The 20807-nt window shown below is 60.0% G+C and carries 21 protein-coding genes; 20 read left to right on the top strand and 1 reads right to left on the bottom strand.

Annotated elements, in window-relative coordinates; translation table 11 throughout:
- The first annotated feature begins 56 nt into the window (after positions 1-56).
- From tsaD to PH605_RS04200, 5 genes are all read left to right on the top strand, one after another.
- Entirely contained in the window at positions 57-1154 is a 1098-nt protein-coding gene (gene tsaD / locus PH605_RS04220; RefSeq protein WP_078052370.1) for a tRNA (adenosine(37)-N6)-threonylcarbamoyltransferase complex transferase subunit TsaD, read from the top strand.
- Positions 1154-2137, top strand: coding sequence for an NAD(P)H-dependent glycerol-3-phosphate dehydrogenase (locus PH605_RS04215; RefSeq protein ID WP_125145317.1), 984 nt, complete (start codon positions 1154-1156; stop codon positions 2135-2137). Before tsaD ends, PH605_RS04215 begins: the two co-directional genes overlap by 1 nt.
- A 63-nt stretch (positions 2138-2200) precedes the next feature.
- Positions 2201-2494 carry a YciI-like protein gene (locus tag PH605_RS04210; RefSeq protein WP_003523501.1) on the top strand — a complete coding sequence of 98 codons (294 nt, stop codon included), beginning with the start codon at positions 2201-2203 and terminating at the stop codon, positions 2492-2494.
- 6 nt (positions 2495-2500) lie between these two features.
- A complete protein-coding gene (locus PH605_RS04205) occupies positions 2501-2944 on the top strand; it encodes an EVE domain-containing protein (RefSeq protein ID WP_003523502.1) in 444 nt (147 codons plus the stop codon).
- 7 nt (positions 2945-2951) lie between these two features.
- Positions 2952-3596, top strand: a complete 645-nt coding sequence (locus PH605_RS04200; protein WP_080856830.1) for a class I SAM-dependent methyltransferase — start codon at positions 2952-2954, stop codon at positions 3594-3596.
- A 54-nt stretch (positions 3597-3650) separates the two neighbouring features.
- On the opposite strand, the gene PH605_RS04195 is transcribed toward PH605_RS04200, so the two are convergent.
- On the bottom strand, positions 3651-4031 hold the full coding sequence (locus PH605_RS04195; RefSeq protein ID WP_161987766.1) for a hypothetical protein: 381 nt from the start codon (positions 4029-4031) through the stop codon (positions 3651-3653).
- A gap of 306 nt (positions 4032-4337) precedes the next feature.
- On the opposite strand from PH605_RS04195, the gene sdhC reads away from it, so the two are divergent.
- From sdhC to PH605_RS04120, 15 genes are all read left to right on the top strand, one after another.
- Complete coding sequence (gene sdhC, locus PH605_RS04190) at positions 4338-4730, top strand: succinate dehydrogenase, cytochrome b556 subunit (protein WP_065656950.1); 393 nt, start codon at positions 4338-4340, stop codon at positions 4728-4730.
- Positions 4731-4741: 11 nt separating this feature from the next.
- On the top strand, positions 4742-5122 hold the full coding sequence (sdhD, locus tag PH605_RS04185; RefSeq protein ID WP_065656951.1) for a succinate dehydrogenase, hydrophobic membrane anchor protein: 381 nt from the start codon (positions 4742-4744) through the stop codon (positions 5120-5122).
- A 7-nt stretch (positions 5123-5129) separates the two neighbouring features.
- A complete protein-coding gene (sdhA, locus tag PH605_RS04180) occupies positions 5130-6971 on the top strand; it encodes a succinate dehydrogenase flavoprotein subunit (RefSeq protein ID WP_065656952.1) in 1842 nt (613 codons plus the stop codon).
- Between the two features lie 15 nt (positions 6972-6986).
- Positions 6987-7766, top strand: a complete 780-nt coding sequence (locus PH605_RS04175) for a succinate dehydrogenase iron-sulfur subunit (protein ID WP_003523509.1) — start codon at positions 6987-6989, stop codon at positions 7764-7766.
- 205 nt (positions 7767-7971) lie between these two features.
- Positions 7972-8514 (top strand): protease inhibitor Inh/omp19 family protein, encoded by a 543-nt coding sequence (locus tag PH605_RS04170; RefSeq protein WP_080815662.1) that lies wholly within the window; start codon positions 7972-7974, stop codon positions 8512-8514.
- A 92-nt stretch (positions 8515-8606) separates the two neighbouring features.
- On the top strand, positions 8607-9770 hold the full coding sequence (gene zapE, locus PH605_RS04165; RefSeq protein ID WP_142844370.1) for a cell division protein ZapE: 1164 nt from the start codon (positions 8607-8609) through the stop codon (positions 9768-9770).
- Positions 9771-9948: 178 nt separating this feature from the next.
- A complete protein-coding gene (mdh, locus tag PH605_RS04160) occupies positions 9949-10911 on the top strand; it encodes a malate dehydrogenase (RefSeq protein ID WP_065657038.1) in 963 nt (320 codons plus the stop codon).
- 31 nt (positions 10912-10942) lie between these two features.
- A complete protein-coding gene (gene sucC / locus PH605_RS04155; RefSeq protein WP_125145313.1) occupies positions 10943-12136 on the top strand; it encodes an ADP-forming succinate--CoA ligase subunit beta in 1194 nt (397 codons plus the stop codon).
- 17 nt (positions 12137-12153) lie between these two features.
- Positions 12154-13056 carry a succinate--CoA ligase subunit alpha gene (gene sucD, locus PH605_RS04150; RefSeq protein ID WP_003492390.1) on the top strand — a complete coding sequence of 301 codons (903 nt, stop codon included), beginning with the start codon at positions 12154-12156 and terminating at the stop codon, positions 13054-13056.
- A 178-nt stretch (positions 13057-13234) separates the two neighbouring features.
- Entirely contained in the window at positions 13235-16231 is a 2997-nt protein-coding gene (locus tag PH605_RS04145; RefSeq protein ID WP_065656956.1) for a 2-oxoglutarate dehydrogenase E1 component, read from the top strand.
- Between the two features lie 53 nt (positions 16232-16284).
- Positions 16285-17517, top strand: a complete 1233-nt coding sequence (gene odhB, locus PH605_RS04140) for a 2-oxoglutarate dehydrogenase complex dihydrolipoyllysine-residue succinyltransferase (RefSeq protein WP_142844369.1) — start codon at positions 16285-16287, stop codon at positions 17515-17517.
- Positions 17518-17587: 70 nt separating this feature from the next.
- Positions 17588-18001, top strand: coding sequence for an MAPEG family protein (locus PH605_RS04135; RefSeq protein ID WP_065656958.1), 414 nt, complete (start codon positions 17588-17590; stop codon positions 17999-18001).
- 12 nt (positions 18002-18013) lie between these two features.
- Positions 18014-18655, top strand: coding sequence for a LysE family translocator (locus PH605_RS04130; RefSeq protein WP_065656959.1), 642 nt, complete (start codon positions 18014-18016; stop codon positions 18653-18655).
- Between the two features lie 67 nt (positions 18656-18722).
- Positions 18723-20129, top strand: coding sequence for a dihydrolipoyl dehydrogenase (gene lpdA / locus PH605_RS04125; protein ID WP_125145310.1), 1407 nt, complete (start codon positions 18723-18725; stop codon positions 20127-20129).
- Positions 20130-20256: 127 nt separating this feature from the next.
- A complete protein-coding gene (locus PH605_RS04120; RefSeq protein ID WP_065656961.1) occupies positions 20257-20757 on the top strand; it encodes a cytochrome b in 501 nt (166 codons plus the stop codon).
- Positions 20758-20807: the final 50 nt, after the last annotated feature.

Raw genomic sequence — 20807 nt, 5'->3', positions numbered from 1 at the left:
TACCGGAGTTGTCTTAGACCAACTCAGCGCATGATCGCAATGAACGAACAGATTTGATGACCCCCTTTCTTCGTATCCTCGGCATAGAGACAAGCTGTGACGAAACCGCTGCATCCATTGTGGTTCGGCATGCGGACGGCCATGGCGAGATCGTCTCCGACGTCGTTTTGTCGCAGCTTGAGGAACACAGCGCCTATGGCGGCGTGGTGCCGGAAATTGCCGCGCGCGCCCATGTCGAGGCGCTGGATACGCTGGTGGAAGAAGCGCTGGAGCAGGCGGGCGTGACCCTTGCCGATGTCGACGCCATCGCCGCCACCTCCGGCCCCGGCCTCATCGGCGGCCTGCTGGTGGGCTTGATGACGGGCAAGGCCATCGCCAAGGCGGCCGGCAAGCCGCTTTACGCCATCAACCATCTGGAAGGCCACGCGCTGACGGCGCGCCTCACCGACGGTCTGTCTTTTCCTTATCTGATGCTGCTCGTCTCCGGCGGCCATACCCAGCTGGTGCTGGTGCGTGGCGTGGGCGATTATGAGCGTTGGGGCACCACCATCGATGACGCGCTGGGGGAGGCCTTCGACAAGACCGCGAAACTTCTGGGCCTGCCCTATCCGGGCGGGCCTGCGGTCGAGAAGGCGGCGGCGAAGGGTGATCCGAACCGCTTTCCGCTTCCGCGTCCCATGGTCGGCGAAGCACGGCTCGATTTTTCCTTTTCCGGCCTGAAGACGGCGGTGCGGCAGGCGGCGACCGCCATCGCGCCGCTTTCCGAGCAGGATATTGCCGATATCTGCGCCTCGTTCCAGAAAGCGGTGTCGCGCACGCTCAAGGATCGGATCGGCCGCGGCCTTGCCCGTTTCAGCCAGGAATTTCCGCATACAGAAAACCAGCCTGCTCTGGTCGTCGCCGGCGGCGTTGCCGCCAATCAGGAAATCCGCCAGACGCTGCAATCGCTTTGCGATACCCATGGCTTCCGCTTCGTCGCGCCGCCGCACCGGCTCTGCACCGATAATGCCGCGATGATCGCCTGGGCGGGGCTGGAGCGCATGGCGGACGGCCGGGACCCCGATCCGCTCGAAATCCCGCCGCGCTCGCGCTGGCCGCTGGATGGCAGCGCGGAGACATTGATAGGTTTCGGTAAAAGGGGAGCCAAGGCCTGATGCAGCGGGAGAAAATCGTCGTCATCGGCGCCGGCGCCTTCGGAACAGCGCTTGCTGTGGTCATCGCGCTGGAAAACCGGCATGACGTGACCCTGCTCGGCCGCGACCCATCGCTGATGGCCGACCTCAGGAGCGACCGCGTGCACGAGGCGGCCCTGCCGGGCGTCGATCTGCCAGATGCGCTTGAATTTTCCGCCGAGCCAGATGTGCTGGCCGGCGCCGGCATCGTCCTCTTCGCCATGCCCTCGCAGGCTCATGCCGATGCGGCCCGTCACTACGGCCCTTATCTGGCTAATGACTCAATCATTGTTACCTGCGCCAAGGGTATCGACCGGAGCTCCGGCCGGCTGCTGACGGAACTTCTGGAAGCGGAACTGCCGCATCATCCGATTGCGGTTCTGTCCGGTCCGGGCTTTGCGGCCGACATAGCACGGGGCCTGCCAACGGCCATGGCGATTGCGGCGGAAGATGCGGTGATAGCCGAGCGGCTTGCGACCACGATTTCCGGTAAGACCTTCCGGCTTTATGCCTCTACCGACCGCATCGGCGTGCAGCTTGGCGGGGCGCTGAAGAACGTCCTCGCCATTGCCGCCGGCATCGTCGAAGGCGCGGGCCTTGGCGATTCCGCCCGGGCGGCGTTGATTTCGCGCGGCCTTGCCGAAATGTCGCGTCTCATCGTTGCGATGGGCGGGAAGGCGGACACGGTGCGCGGCCTCTCGGGCCTTGGCGATCTCGTGCTGACCGCCACCAGTCACCAGTCGCGAAACCTGCGTTTCGGTATCGCGCTCGGACGGGGTGAGGGCAAGGACATGTCCGGCGGGCTGGTGGAGGGCGCTTTTGCGGCAGCCGTCGCCGCCCGGCTCGGGGAAAGTCACGCTGTCGACATGCCGGTTACCGAAGCGGTGGCCGCTATTATTGACGGCAATCTGGATGTGGCGAGCGCCATGCAACAATTGATGACACGGCCCATCACCACCGAATGAGGGCGGGTCTTCGCTCCAAACCGCTGACGCGTTTGGAAGACATGTTTTAACGAGGAGACGAAAATGCTGTTTGCCTTTATCTGCAAGGACAAGCCCGGCCATCTGAATGTACGCATGGAAACACGCCCGGCGCATCTGGAGCACCTGAACAAGCTGAATGCCGAGGGCACGCTGAAGATCGCCGGTCCGTTTCTGGATGCCGAAGGCAAGCCGAATGGCAGCCTCGTGATCGTTGACGCCGCCGATATCGATGCCGCGAAGGCTCTCGCCGATGCCGATCCCTACGCCAAGGCCGGCCTGTTCGAAAGCGTTGACGTGAAGCCCTATAATTGGGTCTTCAACAATCCGGGAGCATGACCGGACATGGCGAATTACTGGCTTTACAAGTCCGAGCCGTTCAAATGGTCCTGGGAAATGCAGAAGGCCAAGGGCGAGGCGGGCGAAGAATGGACCGGCGTGCGTAACTATCAGGCGCGCAACAACATGCGCGCCATGAAGATCGGCGACAAGGGTTTCTTCTACCACTCCAATGAGGGGCTGGATGTCGTCGGCATCGTCGAAGTCTGCGCATTGTCGCATCCGGACTCGACCGCCGAAGGCGATCTGAAATGGGATTGCGTGGATATCCGCGCCGTCTGCGACATGCCGCAGCCCGTTTCGCTGAAGGATGTGAAAGCCAATCCGAAGCTGGCGAAGATGTCGCTTGTCACTTCCATGCGGCTTTCCGTGCAGCCGGTGACGGAAGAGGAATATCTCGAGGTCTGCCGCATGGGCGGTCTCGCCAATCCACCGAAGTCACCGGACTGATGCTTCGGTGAGGACCGATCCCGAACGCTTCATTCTCGACAATACCGCCATCATGCATCCGCCGCATGTGCCGGAGTTGCGTCTTCATCTCGCCACCGAAGCCCATGAGCTGTGGCTGAAGACGGAGGAGGAGCTGGAAGCGATCGGTCTGCCGCCGCCCTTCTGGGCCTTCGCCTGGGCCGGCGGGCAGGGGCTTGCCCGCTACGTTCTCGATCATCCCGACAGCGTGTCCGGCAGGCGCGTGCTGGATTTCGCCAGCGGCTCCGGTCTGGTCGCCATCGCTGCGGCAAAGGCGGGCGCCGGTGCGGTTCTGGCGGCCGATATCGATCCCTGGACAGAGGCGGCCATTCGGCTGAATGCGGCTCTCAATGGCGTGGACGTTGCTTTCACCGGGCTCGATCTGGTTGGGAAAGCGGTTGAAGCGGATGTTCTGCTGGCCGGCGACGTATTTTACGACCGTGCCTTTGCCGAACTTCTCGTACCGTGGTTTCTGGAACTGACGGAAAAGGGCGTGACCATCCTCGTCGGCGATCCCGGACGCGCTTATTTGCCCAAAGAGCGGCTCCGCGCGGAGGCGACCTATCAGGTGCCGGTGACGCGGGCGCTGGAAGACAGCGAAGTGAAGAAGACCACAGTGTGGCGTTTCATCTGATCAGCGCATCACGCATTTGCAGTAAAACCGCTTCATGCTTTTACCGGAAATACTCTATGGCCGGATAATGCAGACGCCATGTTCATAGGCGCAGGCGTCGCCAGCGGTTTCAGCGCGGACATTGATGATTTTCGCCTTTGGCGCAAGCTGCGTGCCCGTCGCAACCGCTGCGCCTTTCCGTGAAAGCCCGCCGCCGATTGCGAAATAATTGCCATTGCCTCGAACGCGTAGCGCCGATATCGCACCGACGTAAGTACCGCCGGAGAGGGTGGATGGCAGCCCGTCCGTGGAGAAGCTTACCTGCGATTGACGATGCTGATAGTTGTGCTGATAATCACGGCGGCCATAAGAATTCTCTGCCGCCGCCGGAGGCACCACAGTGAAAATGACGCCTGCGACCATCATGGTCAAAGCGGCGATTCGGCGCTGTAACATGAGCCTCATTCTCCGGATTTTCTTGGTTAACCAAAGGTAAATTACACTATTCATGAATTACGTAAAGGTAAATATTTTAGGGGCGTAAATCTTGGAAACGCTCGATTTTTTATTTTGACGCAAAAAAATTCCAAAAAAAATTCGTGAACCAATCGATTAAATTGGAATCGGCCATGAAATGTGCTTGTCGTGATGCTCCCATGTGATTAAACGTCGCGGTTGGTGCAATGCACATTCTTTCGTCATGTGCTGTTGCTTGGGGGCGTCCTGTCTGATGGGCGCACGGGAAAACGCCGCGAGGTTCTGATGGCGAATGCGACTAACAACCGGCCTCTGTCGCCGCATCTTCAAGTTTACAAGCTGATTCCGACGATGGTTGCATCCATCGTGCACCGCATCACGGGCGGCGCGCTTTATTTCGGAACGCTTCTGGTTGCCTGGTGGCTGATCGCTATCGCCTCGGGTCCGGCCTATTACGACTGGGTCAACTGGGCGATGGGTACGATCATCGGCAGGCTCATCCTGATCGGATACACCTGGGCTCTGGTTCATCACATGCTTGGCGGCCTTCGCCATTTCATGTGGGATCTGGGCTACGGCTTCGAAAAGCACTTTACCACCAAGCTGGCGAAGGCCTCGTGGGTGGTGTCGATCTGTCTGACCGCGCTGATCTGGGTCGTTGCCCTGATCGTGCGCTGAGGAGATTTTTCATGGATATGCGTACACCTCTCGGAAAGGTTCGCGGCCTCGGCTCCGCCAAGGAAGGCACCGACCATTTCTGGCGTCAGCGCGTGACTGCGGTCGCCAACGTTCCGTTGCTCACCTTCTTTGTCGTCTTCCTCATCAGATATGCCGGCGCGCCCTATCCGGAAGTCGTTGCGGCGCTGTCGAACCCGCTCGTTGCGGTCATCATGGCTCTGGTTTTGGTTTCCGGCCTCATCCACATGAAGCTCGGCATGCAGGTCATCATTGAAGACTACATTCACGCCGAGGTTTTGAAGCTCGTTCTTCTGATGCTCAATATGTTTTTCGCGATTCTCATTGGCGGTCTTTGCATCTTCGCCATTCTGAAAATCGCATTCGCAGGATAATCCCGCCATGGCATCGATCAGTTCACCATCCCAGAATGGCAAGGCCTACACCTATGTCGATCACTCCTATGACGTGATCGTGGTGGGCGCCGGCGGCGCGGGTCTGCGCGCAACGCTCGGCATGGCGGAACAGGGTTTCCGCACGGCCTGCATCACCAAGGTTTTCCCGACGCGCTCCCACACGGTCGCGGCGCAGGGCGGCATCGCCGCATCGCTCACCAACATGACGCCCGACTGTTGGCAGTGGCACCTTTACGACACCGTAAAGGGCTCCGACTGGCTCGGCGACGTCGACGCCATGCAATATCTCGCCATGGAAGCGCCGAAGGCGGTCTATGAGCTGGAACATTACGGCGTGCCTTTCTCGCGCAACGAAGAAGGCAAGATCTACCAGCGCCCGTTCGGCGGTCACATGCAGAATTACGGCGAAGGCCCGCCGGTGCAGCGCACCTGCGCCGCTGCCGACCGTACCGGCCACGCCATTCTGCACACGCTTTATGGCCAGTCGCTGCGCAACAATGCCGAATTCTTCATCGAATATTTCGCGCTCGACCTCATCATGTCTCCGGACGGCCGCTGCACCGGCGTCGTCGCCTGGAACCTCGATGACGGCACGATCCATCGCTTCTCCGCCAAGATGGTGGTTCTGGCGACCGGCGGTTACGGCCGTGCCTATTTCTCGGCGACCTCGGCCCATACCTGCACCGGTGACGGCGGCGGCATGATCGCCCGCGCTGGCCTGCCGCTCCAGGACATGGAATTCGTGCAGTTCCACCCGACCGGTATTTATGGCGCAGGCTGCCTGATTACCGAGGGTGCACGCGGCGAAGGCGGTTATCTCGTCAACTCCGAAGGCGAACGCTTCATGGAGCGTTATGCGCCTTCCGCCAAGGACCTTGCCTCGCGTGACGTTGTCTCCCGCTGCATGACGATGGAAATCCGTGAAGGCCGCGGCGTCGGCAAGAACAAGGACCACATCTTCCTGCACCTCGATCATCTCGATCCGGCGATCCTGCATGAGCGTCTTCCGGGCATTTCCGAAAGCGCGAAGATTTTCGCCGGCGTCGATGTGACCCGCGAGCCGATCCCGGTTCTGCCGACGGTTCACTACAATATGGGCGGTATTCCGACCAACTATTGGGGTGAAGTGCTGAATGCCGATGCCAACAACCCGGAGCGTATCGCGCCCGGTCTGATGGCTGTTGGCGAAGCCGGTTGCGCCTCGGTTCATGGTGCGAACCGCCTCGGTTCCAACTCGCTGATCGACCTGGTGGTCTTCGGCCGTGCAGCGGCGATCCGTGCCGCTCAGGTCATCAATCGTGATGAGGCTGTTCCCGCTCTCGATACGGCTGCCTGCGACAAGATCATGGAGCGTTTCGACAGCCTGCGTTACGCCAACGGCTCGACGCCGACGGCGGTGCTGCGCGACAAGATGCAGCGCGCCATGCAGGACGATGCGGCCGTTTTCCGCACACAGGAATCGCTGGAAAGCGGTTGCCAGCGTCTTTCCGCCATCTGGAAGGAACTGCCTGACGTCAAGGTCACCGACCGTTCGATGGTCTGGAACTCCGATCTGGTCGAGACGCTCGAGCTGCACAACCTCATGGCCAATGCGATCACCACGGTCTATGGCGCGGAAGCGCGCAAGGAAAGCCGCGGTTCGCACGCCCGCGAGGATTTCGTCGACGGTCCGTTCGCCGGTCGCGACGACGTGAACTGGCGCAAGCACACGCTTGCCTGGGTCAGCCCGGAAGGCGACGTCAAGCTCGACTACCGCCCTGTTCACACCGACCTCATCGCCGACGGCATCGATCCGAAAAAGATCGAGCCGAAGGCGCGCGTCTACTGATTTGAGGAACTGGATATGGTTGAACTCGCTCTCCCCAAGAATTCCCAGATCAGCGAAGGCAAGGTCTGGCCGAAGCCGGACGGCGCCAAGAATGTGCGCGAATACCGCATCTATCGATGGAACCCGGATGACGGCCAGAACCCGCGCATCGATACCTATTATATCGATGTCGACGATTGCGGGCCGATGGTTCTCGACGCGCTTCTCTACATCAAGAACAATATCGACCCGACGCTGACGCTGCGCCGCTCCTGCCGCGAAGGCATCTGCGGTTCCTGCGCCATGAACATCGACGGCACCAATACGCTTGCCTGCACCAAGGGCATGGAAGAAATCAACGGCACGGTGAAGGTTTATCCGCTGCCGCATATGCCTGTCGTGAAGGACCTCGTTCCCGATCTGTCGAACTTCTACGCCCAGCACCGCTCCATCGAGCCCTGGTTGAAGACGGTTTCGCCGACGCCCGCCAAGGAATGGAAGCAGAGCCATGAGGACCGCCTGAAGCTGGACGGTCTTTATGAGTGCATTCTCTGCGCCTGCTGCTCCACCTCCTGTCCCAGCTACTGGTGGAATGGCGACCGTTATCTCGGTCCCGCCGTTCTGCTGCAGGCCTATCGCTGGCTGATCGACAGTCGCGATGAGGCAACCGGCGAGCGTCTGGATAATCTCGAGGATCCGTTCCGCCTTTACCGCTGCCACACCATCATGAACTGCGCGCAGGCCTGCCCGAAGGGCTTGAACCCGGCCAAGGCTATCGCGGAAATAAAGAAGATGATGGTCGAGCGCCGCGTTTAAAGGCGATTCGCTGACGACAGAAAATCTAGCGGGCCGCGGTCTCGACCGTGGCCCTTTTTACAACCCGGCGTGGGAAAATTCGGTAAAAATCGACCGAAATGGTAATTATCCCGGCCATCGCTTGCGCAAGATAAGGCTTTGGTAATAATTCAGCCTTCTTGTTTGATCATGATCTTTCCGGAAGCGAGAGAATCGGGAGCTTGATATGCAATTCAGATATGTGGTGACGGGCCTTGCGGTTGTGATGACTCTCGCCGGTTGCCAACGTACCTCCTACGATTACAACAACAACGGCAGCAACAATCCTGGTTATACGCCGCCTTTGCAGGCGCAGCCGGTGCCCTCCGTCCAGTCCGGCGCCCTGCCGCCGCCCGGTGGCGCCACGGGCGGCCAGTTCCCGTCGGCACCTGCCTCGGCCGCCCCTGGCGGAACCAATGTCGCTTCTGCCGCTCCGCCGGCGGCCGCACTTGACGTTACCAAGGAATCCATGGTCGGCAACTGGCGCGTTTCCAATGGCGGCGCCAATTGCGACATGTTCCTGACGCTCACCAACCTCGGCAGCGGCTCGCGTGGCGGCACGCGTGGTTGCGCGGGCGAGCTGACGGCTATGGGTTCCTGGGAAGTGTCCGGCAAGATGGTTCTCTTCAAGAACCGTTCGGGTGACACGATCGGCCGCGTCTACAAAAGTGCCGATGCGCGCTTTGATGGCACCACCAATAGCGGCCAGCCGCTCAGCCTCAGCCGATGAGTCTTTCCGGTGCAGCCGGAACGCTCTTTTCGCTCTAAGCCTGTCCATTCGTCGCGGGTGCCTTTGTGCGCCCGCGTCCGAGGCGTTTATCCATGAAGCCCTTGCCCGATTACAATCATAGTGTCGTTGAACAGCTCAACGCATTGACGGCAGCTGGTACCTTGCAGGCCGATGCCGCCCAGCTTGGCGTGGCGGCGCATCTGGACCGTATCCTTGCGGATCTGAAGGCGCGCAAGCCCGCCAAGAAGAAGAGCGCGCTCGGCTGGATGTTTGCGCGCAAGTCCGGACCTGCGGCAGCCGTCAGGGGGCTGTATGTCTATGGCAGCGTCGGCCGCGGCAAGACGATGCTGATGGACATGTTCTACGAGATGGCGCCCGTTTCCTCCAAACGGCGCTGCCATTTTCACGAATTCATGGCGGATGTGCATAATCGCGTTCATGCACATCGGCAGAAGCTGAAGAATGGCGAAACCAAACAGGCCGATCCGATTCCGCCCGTCGCGGCCCAGCTCCTGGCGGAAGCGGAGCTTTTGTGCTTCGACGAATTTACGGTCACTGATATTGCCGATGCGATGATCCTTGCGCGGCTGTTCAGCGAGCTGTTCGCCAATGGCTGCACATTGGTGACGACGTCCAACGTCGTGCCGGACAATCTCTACAAGGACGGTCTCAATCGCGGCCTGTTCCTGCCCTTCGTCGATCTCTTGAAAAAACATGTGGAGGTGGTGACGCTGGACAGCCCCACCGATTATCGGATGGAGAAGCTGGAAAGCCTTCCCGTCTACGTCACGCCGCTCGACGGTTCGGCGGATCAGGCGATGGACATGGCCTGGCGGCACATGATTGCCGGTCACCTCGTTGCGCCGACCGAGATACCGATGAAGGGCCGTTCCATTCTGGTGCCCCGCGCCAGCGGCCGGGTGGCTCGCTTTTCCTTCTCCGATCTTTGCGAAAAGCCGCTTGGGGCTTCCGACTTCCTTGCCATCGCCAATCGTTTCGACACGGTCTTCATCGATCACATTCCGTTTTTGAACGCGGACAAGCGCAACGAGACCAAGCGTTTCATCATCCTCATCGATGCGCTTTACGACCACAGCGTCCGGCTTTTTGCCTCCGCTGCCGCCATGCCGGAAGACCTGCTCGGCAAGCGCAAGGGAACAGAAGGTTTCGAGTTCGATCGCACCGCCTCGCGCCTGTTTGAAATGCGCAGCGCGGATTATCTGGCGCTGCATCACGAAAAACGCCAGAAAGTTTGACACTTTCGTGACGTATTTTCTTACGTTTACGTAAGAAAATAATGATCTAAACGATTGAAAATATTCACCGGAAAAGAATCTGTTGCCAATTTTAGCCAATGGGGCTAATCGGAGTGCGACAATTTGGCTGCCGGTTTGGCGCGGTGAAATTGAATTGAAGCTCAAGAGGAAGCATTCGATGGCTCGCAAAAAAATTGCACTTATTGGTTCTGGCATGATCGGCGGCACGCTGGCGCATCTCGCCAGCCTGAAGGAACTGGGCGATATCGTCCTCTTCGATATTGCCGACGGCATCCCGCAGGGCAAGGGTCTGGATATTGCCCAGTCCGGCCCGGTTGAAGGCTTCAATGCAAAGCTCACCGGCGCTTCCGATTACGCCGCCATCGAAGGTGCTGACGTCTGCATCGTCACCGCTGGCGTTGCCCGCAAGCCGGGCATGAGCCGCGACGATCTTCTCGGCATCAACCTCAAGGTCATGGAGCAGGTCGGCGCCGGCATCAAGAAGTACGCGCCGAACGCATTCGTCATCTGCATCACCAACCCGCTCGACGCCATGGTCTGGGCGCTGCAGAAGTTTTCCGGCCTGCCGAAGAACAAGGTCGTCGGCATGGCCGGCGTTCTCGACAGCGCGCGTTTCCGCCTCTTCCTCGCCGAAGAATTCAACGTTTCGGTCGAAGACGTCACCGCTTTCGTTCTCGGCGGTCATGGCGACACCATGGTGCCGCTCGCCCGTTACTCCACCGTTGCCGGCGTTCCGCTGACCGATCTCGTCAAGATGGGCTGGCTGACCGCCGAGCGCCTCGAGCAGATCATCCAGCGCACCCGTGACGGCGGTGCGGAAATCGTCGGCCTCTTGAAGACCGGTTCGGCCTATTACGCGCCGGCCGCTTCGGCAATCGAAATGGCTGAATCCTACCTCAAGGACAAGAAGCGCGTTCTGCCCGCCGCTGCCCACCTCTCGGGCCAGTATGGCGTTGACGACATGTATGTCGGCGTACCGACCATCATCGGTGCAGGCGGTATCGAGCGCATCATCGAGATCGAACTCAACAAGGAAGAAGAAGCCGCCTTCCAGAAGTCCGTCGGCGCTGTCGCTGGTCTCTGCGAAGCCTGCATCAACATCGCTCCGTCGCTGAAGTAATAGCCTAGCGGCTCCAAACAGGGATTATTCCATGAATATTCACGAATATCAGGCCAAGGCTCTTCTGAAGGGCTACGGCGCGCCGGTTGCTGAAGGCGTCGCCATTCTCAAGGTCGAAGAAGCCGAAGCTGCTGCCAAGCAGCTTCCCGGCCCGCTCTACGTCGTCAAGAGCCAGATCCATGCTGGCGGCCGCGGCAAGGGCAAGTTCAAGGAACTCGGCCCCGACGCCAAGGGCGGCGTTCGTCTGGCGAAGTCCATCGACGAAGTCGTTTCCCACGCCAAGGACATGCTCGGTAACACGCTGGTCACGGCGCAGACGGGCGATGCCGGCAAGCAGGTTAACCGCCTCTACATCGAAGACGGCGCGGACATTGCCCGCGAACTCTATTGCTCGCTGCTGGTGGACCGTTCGGTCGGTCAGGTTGCTTTCGTGGTTTCCACTGAAGGCGGCATGGATATCGAAGCTGTCGCCCACGACACGCCCGAAAAGATCCATACCATCGCCATCAACCCGGAAAAGGGTGTGAGCGACGCTGACGTTGCCGCGATCTCCAAGGCGCTTGAGCTTGACGGCGTTGCAGCCGAAGACGCCAAGTCGCTCTTCCCGATCCTCTACAAGGCCTTCAGCGAGAAAGACATGGCTCTCCTCGAGATCAACCCGCTGATCGTCATGGAAAATGGCCATCTGCGCGTTCTCGACGCCAAGGTTTCCTTCGACGGCAACGCCATGTTCCGCCATGACGACGTCAAGGCGCTGCGCGACGAGACCGAAGAAGACGCCAAGGAAATCGAAGCCTCCAAGTGGGACCTCGCTTACGTCGCACTCGACGGCAACATCGGTTGCATGGTCAACGGCGCTGGCCTTGCCATGGCGACCATGGACATCATCAAGCTTTACGGCAAAGAGCCGGCTAACTTCTGCGACGTCGGCGGTGGCGCTGGCAAGGAGAAGGTCGCGGCAGCTTTCAAGATCATCACTGCCGACCCGAAGGTCGAGGGCATCCTCGTCAACATCTTCGGCGGCATCATGAAGTGCGACGTCATCGCCGAGGGCGTAATCGCCGCGGTGAAGGAAGTCGGTTTGCAGGTTCCGCTCGTCGTTCGCCTTGAAGGCACCAACGTCGAACTTGGCAAGAAGCTTCTCAACGAATCTGGCCTTGCGATTACGGCTGCTGACGATCTGGACGACGCAGCCAAGAAGATCGTCGCGGCGATCAACGGCTAATTGAGGGACCGGAAATAATGTCTATTCTTGTTAATAAAGACACGAAGATCCTCGTTCAGGGTCTGACCGGCAAGACCGGCACCTTCCACACCGAACAGGCGCTTGCCTATTACGGCACGCAGATGGTTGGCGGTATTCACCCGAAGAAGGGTGGCGAAACCTGGACCGGTTCCAAGGGTGAGAGCCTGCCGATCTTCGCAACGGTTGCCGAAGCCAAGGAAAAGACCGGTGCAGACGCATCCGTAATCTACGTTCCGCCGGCAGGTGCAGCAGATGCCATCATCGAAGCCATCGATGCGGAAATTCCGTTCATCACCTGCATCACCGAAGGTATCCCGGTCATGGACATGGTTCGCGTCAAGGCTCGCCTCGACCGCTCCAAGTCGCGCCTGCTCGGCCCGAACTGCCCGGGTATCCTGACGCCGGAAGAATGCAAGATCGGCATCATGCCGGGCTCCATCTTCCGCAAGGGTTCGGTCGGTATCGTTTCGCGCTCCGGCACGCTCACCTATGAAGCCGTGTTCCAGACCTCCAACGAAGGCCTCGGCCAGACCACTGCTGTCGGTATCGGCGGCGACCCGGTCAAGGGCACCGAGTTCATCGACGTGCTTGAAATGTTCCTCGCTGACGACGCCACGCAGTCGATCATCATGATCGGCGAAATCGGCGGATCGGCTGAAGAAGATGCGGCGCAATTCCTGATCGACGAAGCCAAGAAGGGCCGCAAGAAGCCGATGGCCGGCTTCATCGCAGGCCGTACGGCTCCGAAGGGCCGCACCATGGGCCACGCCGGCGCTGTCGTTTCCGGCGGCAAGGGTGACGCGGAATCCAAGATTGCTGCCATGGAAGCAGCGGGCATCAAGGTATCGCCTTCCCCGGCGCGCCTCGGCAAGACGCTGGTTGAAGTCCTCAAAGGCTGAGACCACATGACATCGGTAACGGGCGGCGCGGCTTCAATGCCACGCTGCCCGATGCCGCAAGGAACGACAGACAGAACGGCATACCGCCCCGGCGGCAGACAGCAATAATCAAAGCGGCAGGCCGGCGAACGGCCCTAACGGCATCGAGGAGGCGGACGGATAAGTCCGCAAGAACACAATGGCAAGGCAAGAAGCGAACGAGCAGTTTCAGATCACGTCGTTTCTGGACGGCGCGAATGCAGCCTATATCGAGCAGCTCTATGCCCGGTACGAAGAGGACCCCTCTTCCGTGTCGCCGGAGTGGCAGAGCTTCTTCAAGGCGTTGTCCGACAATCCGGAAGACGTGAAGAAGGCGGCCAAGGGCGCCTCCTGGAAGCGCGCCAACTGGCCGATCCCGGCGAATGGCGAACTGGTATCCGCACTCGACGGCAACTGGGCCACGGTCGAAAAGGCCATCGAAAAGAAGGTTCAGGCGAAAGCTGAGGCCAAGAGCGCCGACACCGGCAAGCCGGTCAGCCAGGCGGAAGTTCTGCAGGCGACCCGTGACAGCGTTCGCGCCATCATGATGATCCGCGCCTACCGCATGCGCGGCCACCTGCATGCCAAGCTCGATCCGCTCGGGATCGCGGTCGCGGTTGAGGATTACAACGAGCTGTCGCCGAAGTCCTACGGCTTCGAGGAAAGCGACTACGACCGCAAGATTTTCATCGATAACGTGCTCGGCCTCGAATATGCGACCGTGCGCGAGATGATCGATATTCTGGAGCGCACCTACTGCTCCACCATCGGCGTCGAATTCATGCACATGTCCAGCCCGGAAGAAAAAGGCTGGATTCAGGAACGCATCGAAGGTCCGGACAAGGGCGTTGCCTTCACGGCTGAAGGCAAGAAGGCCATTCTGTCCAAGCTGGTCGAGGCCGAAGGCTACGAGCAGTTCCTCGACGTGCGCTTCAAGGGCACCAAGCGTTTCGGCCTCGATGGCGGTGAATCGCTGATCCCGGCGCTGGAGCAGATCATCAAGCGTGGCGGCCAGGAAGGTCTGGAAGAAGTCGTTCTCGGCATGGCTCACCGCGGTCGTCTGAACGTTCTGACCAACGTGATGGGCAAACCGCACCGCGCCGTGTTCCACGAGTTCAAGGGCGGTTCGTTCAAGCCTGACGATGTCGAGGGTTCGGGCGACGTGAAGTACCACCTCGGTGCCTCCTCCGACCGCGAATTCGACGGCAACAAGGTTCACCTGTCGCTGACGGCCAACCCGTCGCACCTTGAAATCGTCAACCCTGTCGTCATGGGCAAGGCCCGCGCCAAGCAGGACCAGCTGGCCAAGCAGTGGGACGGCGATATCATTCCGCTTTCCGAGCGCGCCAAGGTTCTGCCGCTGCTTCTGCATGGCGATGCCGCTTTTGCCGGTCAGGGCGTGGTTGCTGAAATTCTCGGTCTTTCCGGTCTGCGCGGTCACCGCGTTGCCGGCACCATGCACTTCATCATCAACAACCAGATCGGCTTCACGACGAACCCGGCCTTCTCGCGTTCGTCGCCCTATCCGTCCGACGTTGCCAAGATGATCGAAGCGCCGATCTTCCATGTCAACGGTGACGATCCGGAAGCTGTGACCTATGCGGCGAAGGTTGCGACAGAATACCGTATGAAGTTCCACAAGCCCGTCGTCGTGGACATGTTCTGCTACCGCCGCTTCGGCCACAACGAAGGCGACGAGCCGGCGTTCACGCAGCCGAAGATGTACAAGGTCATCCGCGGCCACAAGACCGTGGCGCGCATCTACGCTGACCGTTTGATCGCCGAAGGCCTGATCAACGAAGGCGAATTTGAGAAGATGAAGGCCGACTGGCGCGCTCATCTCGAGCAGGAATTCGAGGCAGGCCAGTCCTACAAGCCGAACAAGGCCGACTGGCTGGACGGCCAGTGGTCGGGCCTGCGCGCCGCCGACAATGCCGATGAGCAGCGTCGCGGCAAGACCGGCGTGCCGATGAAGCAGCTGAAGGAGATCGGCAAGAAGCTGTCGACCATTCCGGAAGGCTTCAGCGCCCACCGCACGATCCAGCGCTTCATGGAAAACCGCTCGCAGATGGTCGAGACGGGCGAAGGCATCGATTGGGCAATGGCGGAAGCGCTTGCGTTCGGTTCGCTCGTCGTTGACGGCCACAAGATCCGCCTTTCTGGTCAGGATTGCGAACGCGGCACCTTCTCGCAGCGTCACTCGGTTCTCTATGATCAGGAAACCGAAGAACGCTACATCCCGCTGGCAAACCTTGCGCCGACGCAGGCTCGTTACGAAGTCATCAACTCGATGCTTTCGGAAGAGGCCGTTCTCGGTTTCGAATACGGTTACTCGCTCGCCCGTCCGAATGCGCTGACGCTCTGGGAAGCCCAGTTCGGCGACTTCGCGAACGGTGCTCAGGTCGTGTTCGACCAGTTCATCTCGTCGGGTGAACGCAAGTGGCTGCGCATGTCCGGTCTCGTTTGCCTTCTGCCACATGGCTACGAAGGTCAGGGTCCGGAACACTCGTCCGCCCGTCTGGAGCGCTGGCTGCAGATGTGCGCCGAAGACAACATGCAGGTTGCCAACTGCACGACCCCGGCCAACTACTTCCACATCCTGCGCCGCCAGGTGAAGCGCGACTTCCGCAAGCCGCTGATCCTGATGACGCCGAAGTCGCTGCTGCGTCACAAGCGCGCCACCTCTTCGCTGGCCGAGCTTGCAGGCGAGTCCTCCTTCCACCGTCTCCTGTGGGACGATGCCGAGGTCATCAAGGACGGCCCGATCAAGCTGCAGAAGGATTCGAAGATCCGCCGCGTCGTCATGTGCACGGGCAAGGTCTATTACGATCTGCTCGAAGAGCGTGAAAAGCGCGGTATCGACGATATCTACCTGCTGCGTATCGAACAGCTTTACCCGTTCCCGGCCAAGGCGCTCATCAACGAGCTGTCGCGCTTCCGCAATGCGGAAATGGTCTGGTGCCAGGAAGAGCCGAAGAACATGGGTGCGTGGTCGTTCATCGATCCTTACCTGGAATGGGTTCTGGCGCATATCGACGCCAAGTACCAGAAGGTCCGTTACACGGGCCGTCCGGCTGCCGCCTCTCCGGCGACCGGCCTGATGTCCAAGCACCTGGCGCAGCTTGCTGCGTTCCTGGAAGACGCGCTGGGAGAGTGAAAACTCTCCCGCATCGCCCCGCAAAAAAGACACCTGAATAACGGAACTAGATCATGGCCACTGAAATCCGCGTACCAACCCTCGGCGAATCCGTCAGCGAAGCGACCGTCGGCACCTGGTTCAAGAAGGTCGGCGATACCGTCAAGGCCGACGAACCGCTCGTTGAACTGGAAACCGACAAGGTTACCGTGGAAGTCCCGGCGCCTGCGTCCGGCGTTCTAACCGAAATCGTTGCGCAGAACGGCGAAACCGTCGGTCTCGACGCGCTTCTCGGCCAGATCGCCGAAGGTGCTGCCGGCGCTGCGACCTCCGCACCTGCCGCAGAACCGGCAAAGCCTGCTGCGGCTGCCGCACCGGCACCTGCCGCCGTTGCCGCACCGGCAACCGGCTCCATGCCGCCTGCACCTGCCGCCGACAAGCTGCTTGCTGAAAACAACCTGTCCGCCGATCAGGTCGACGGTTCGGGCAAGCGCGGTCAGGTTCTGAAGGGTGATGTTCTTGCCGCTGTCGCCAAGGGCGTTTCGGCACAGGTTGCCGCTCCCGCTCCGGCCGCTGCACCCCGTCCGGTTTCCGCCGAGCAGGATGCCGTTCGCGAAGAGCGCGTGAAGATGACCCGCCTGCGTCAGACGATCGCCCGTCGCCTGAAGGATGCGCAGAACACCGCCGCCATGCTCACCACCTATAACGAGGTGGACATGAGCGCCGTCATGGACCTGCGTAACCGTTACAAGGACGTGTTCGAGAAGAAGCATGGCGTCAAGCTCGGCTTCATGGGCTTCTTCACCAAGGCTGTTACCCACGCGCTGAAGGAACTGCCCGCCGTCAACGCTGAAATCGACGGCACGGACATCATCTACAAGAACTATTGTCACGTCGGCATGGCTGTCGGCACCGACAAGGGCCTCGTCGTTCCGGTCATCCGTGATGCCGACCAGCTCTCCATCGCGGGTGTCGAAAAGGAACTCGGCCGCCTCGCCAAGGCGGCGCGTGACGGTTCGCTCGGCATGGCCGACATGCAGGGCGGCACCTTCACCATCACCAATGGCGGTGTCTACGGTTCGCTGATGTCCTCGCCGATCCTCAATGCACCGCAGTCGGGCATTCTCGGCATGCACAAGATCCAGGAGCGTCCGGTCGCCATCGGCGGTCAGGTCGTCATCCGTCCGATGATGTATCTTGCGCTCTCCTACGATCACCGTATCGTTGACGGCAAGGAAGCCGTGACCTTCCTCGTTCGCGTCAAGGAAAGCCTCGAGGATCCGGAACGTCTGGTTCTCGATCTTTAATCGGTCTTGCTTTTCGTTTCAGCGGGGTTTCAAGTGAGGCCCCGCTGAAAGACCACCCGGGAGAGCAGACGTGCAGCCGACATTTCTTGCCGCTTCGCCTTTTTTACCGCTTATCGGTCTAAGCGTTCTTCTTCTCGTCGTGCATGTCCTGTTACAGGGGATGATGGCGACCAGAGAGTTGGGTCGTGAATGGAATGCGGGTCCCAGGGACGGTGAGCAGAAGCCACAGGGCAAGCTCTCCGGTCGCGCTTCGCGCGCATCGGCGAATTTCCGGGAGACCTATCCGGCTTTTGTGGCACTCGCCTTCGGCGTTATCATGGCGGGTGACCCATCCGGGCTAGCGCTTATTGGTGCCTGGCTCTGGCTGATCTGCCGTGTTGTCTATATCCCGCTTTATCTTACGGGCGTTCCTTATATCCGCTCGTTCGTCTGGCTGGGCTCAATGCTTGGTCTGGCACTCATGTTTATCGTGCTGATGTTTTGAAGGCGGCTCGTGATGCATCAATATCTCATCGAACTTGCATCCCTGATGGCGATCTTTTCCTTTGCGATCGTCTCGCCCGGCGCTGATCTCGCTATGGTGATGCGCCAGGCAATGGTGCATGGTCGCAAGCAGGCCATCATCACCAGCTTCGGGGTTGGGACGTCTCTGATGTTCCACGTCACCTATACGATCCTCGGACTTGGCCTCATCATTTCTCAGTCGATCTATATCTTCAACATCGTCAAATGGCTGGGTGTCGCCTATCTGATCTATATCGGCATCAAGGCGCTGCGCGCCGGCAAGACCGAATTGCCCGCCGCTGAAGGTGAAGGCGTTCAGGCGAAAAGCAGCCAGACCGCGCTTAAGGCCTTTACGCTCGGTTTTGCCGCCAATGCACTCAATCCCAAGCCGGTGTTTTTCTTCCTGTCGATCTTTTCGACGGTGGTTCACGCTCACACGCCGGTCGCCATCAAGTTCGGATACGGGCTCGTCATGGCGAGCTGCCTTATCCTGTGGTTCGTCGGTGTCAGCCTGTTCATGACGACGCCGCGCATGCGCGCCGCATTTCAGCGCGCCAGCCAATGGATCGACCGCACCAGCGGTGTGGTCTTCATCGCTCTCGGTATAAAACTCGCAACGGAAAAAGCGGCCTGAGTTTCAGGTCAAACGCAAGCAGGGCAATGATCCGGCATCTTGCCCGACATCAATCAGGAAAACGAACATGGCATATGATGTAGTTGTAATCGGCACAGGCCCCGGCGGTTATGTTTGCGCGGTCAAGGCGGCACAGCTCGGCCTGAAGGTCGCTGTCATCGAAAAGCGCGCGACCTATGGCGGCACCTGCCTCAATGTCGGCTGCATCCCGTCCAAGGCGCTGCTGCACGCGTCCGAAACCTTCGCGCATGTCGCCCATGGTGTCGATTCGCTCGGTATCGAAGTCGCCGCGCCGAAGCTGAACCTTGAAAAGATGATGGGCCACAAGGACGGCGTGGTGAAGGCCAATGTCGACGGCGTTTCCTTCCTGTTCAAGAAGAATAAGATCGATGCCTTCCAGGGCACCGGCAAGGTGGTTTCCGCCGGCAAGGTTTCCGTCACCAACGACAAGGGTGAGACACAGGAGATCGAAGCGAAGAACATCGTCATCGCCACCGGTTCGGATGTTGCCGGCATTCCGGGCGTTCAGGTCGATATCGATGAAAGCGTCATCGTGTCCTCCACCGGTGCGATTGCTCTTTCCAAAGTTCCGGAAAAGCTCATCGTTGTCGGCGGCGGCGTCATCGGCCTCGAGCTCGGTTCGGTCTGGTCGCGTCTCGGCGCCAAGGTTACCGTCGTCGAATATCTCGACAATATTCTCGGCGGCATGGATGGTGAAGTTTCCAAGCAGGCTCAGCGCCTGCTGGCCAAACAGGGTCTCGATTTCAAGCTCGGCGCCAAGGTGACGGCCGTTGAAAAGACCGCCGCCGGTGCAAAGGTGGTGTTCGAGCCGGTCAAGGGCGGCGCTGCCGAAACGCTGGAAGCGAATGTCGTGCTGATCTCCACCGGCCGCAAGCCCTACACCGAAGGTCTTGGCCTTGCGGAAGCAGGCGTTGTGCTGGACAGCCGCGGCCGCGTTGAAATCGACGGTCACTACAAGACCAATGTCGACGGCATCTATGCGATAGGCGACGTGGTGAAGGGCCCGATGCTGGCGCACAAGGCGGAAGATGAGGGCGTTGCTCTCGCGGAAATCCTCGCCGGTCAGCGCGGCCACGTGAATTACGACGTCATTCCGGCCGTGGTCTATACGCAGCCGGAAGTGGCTTCCGTCGGCAAGACCGAGGAAGAACTGAAGGCCGCTGGCGTCGCCTACAAGGTTGGCAAGTTCCCCTTCACCGCCAATGGCCGCGCGCGCGCCATGCAGGTGACGGATGGTTTCGTGAAGATCCTCGCCGACAAGGAAACCGACCGGGTTCTCGGCGGCCACATCGTCGGCTTCGGCGCTGGCGAAATGATCCACGAAATCACCGTACTGATGGAATTCGGCGGTTCTTCGGAAGATCTGGGCCGCACCTGCCATGCGCACCCGACCATGTCGGAAGCCGTGAAGGAAGCGGCGCTGGCGACCTTCTTCAAGCCGATCCACATGTGATCGGTGTTGGAGCCCGCTGCTCCAACATTAAATTTCAGTCATCTGCCAAACCCCGGCTTGCCATGCAGGCCGGGGTTTTCCATACTCGCGCCACAGCCTGTCTAACCTTTTGATAAAAGGCAATAAAATGGCGTTTCCAAGTCAAGTTTCCTTCACCGTTCCGCAGCGCATCATCCATTGGGCGATGGCGCTTCTGATCTTCTTCAACCTGTTGTTTCCCGATGGCATGGAACATGCCTACCGGCTGATGCGGCGGGGCGAAACACTGACGCCGGAACAGGTATCTTCGGCCAATATTCACGCCTATGTCGGCTTCACCATTCTGTTGCTTGCGGTGCTGCGCCTCTGTCTACGCTTCTTCCAGGGCGTGCCGCCGCATCCGGCCGAAGAACCGCGACCGTTTCAGATTGCGGCGAAGCTGGCGCATTTCACCTTTTATGCCCTGTTCCTCGTCCTGCCCCTGTCCGGTATTGCCGCTTATTACTTCGGCGCTCAGCCGGCCGGGCAGTTGCATTCCGGACCCTTCAAGGCGCTGATGTGGGTATTGATCGCCGGTCACGTCGTCGCCGTTCTGGTTCACCAGTTCTACTGGCGCACCAATGTCCTGAAGCGCATGACGCACGGCTAAGCGGCGGTTTGTCGCGTTTCCGGTGCCTCGGAAAAAGAGGAAGGTGACCC

Origin of the sequence: Agrobacterium sp. CFBP 3001 (genome assembly GCF_027871605.1) — a bacterium.
Classification (GTDB): domain Bacteria; phylum Pseudomonadota; class Alphaproteobacteria; order Rhizobiales; family Rhizobiaceae; genus Agrobacterium; species Agrobacterium leguminum.
This window is presented reverse-complemented; position numbering and strand designations above follow the sequence as displayed.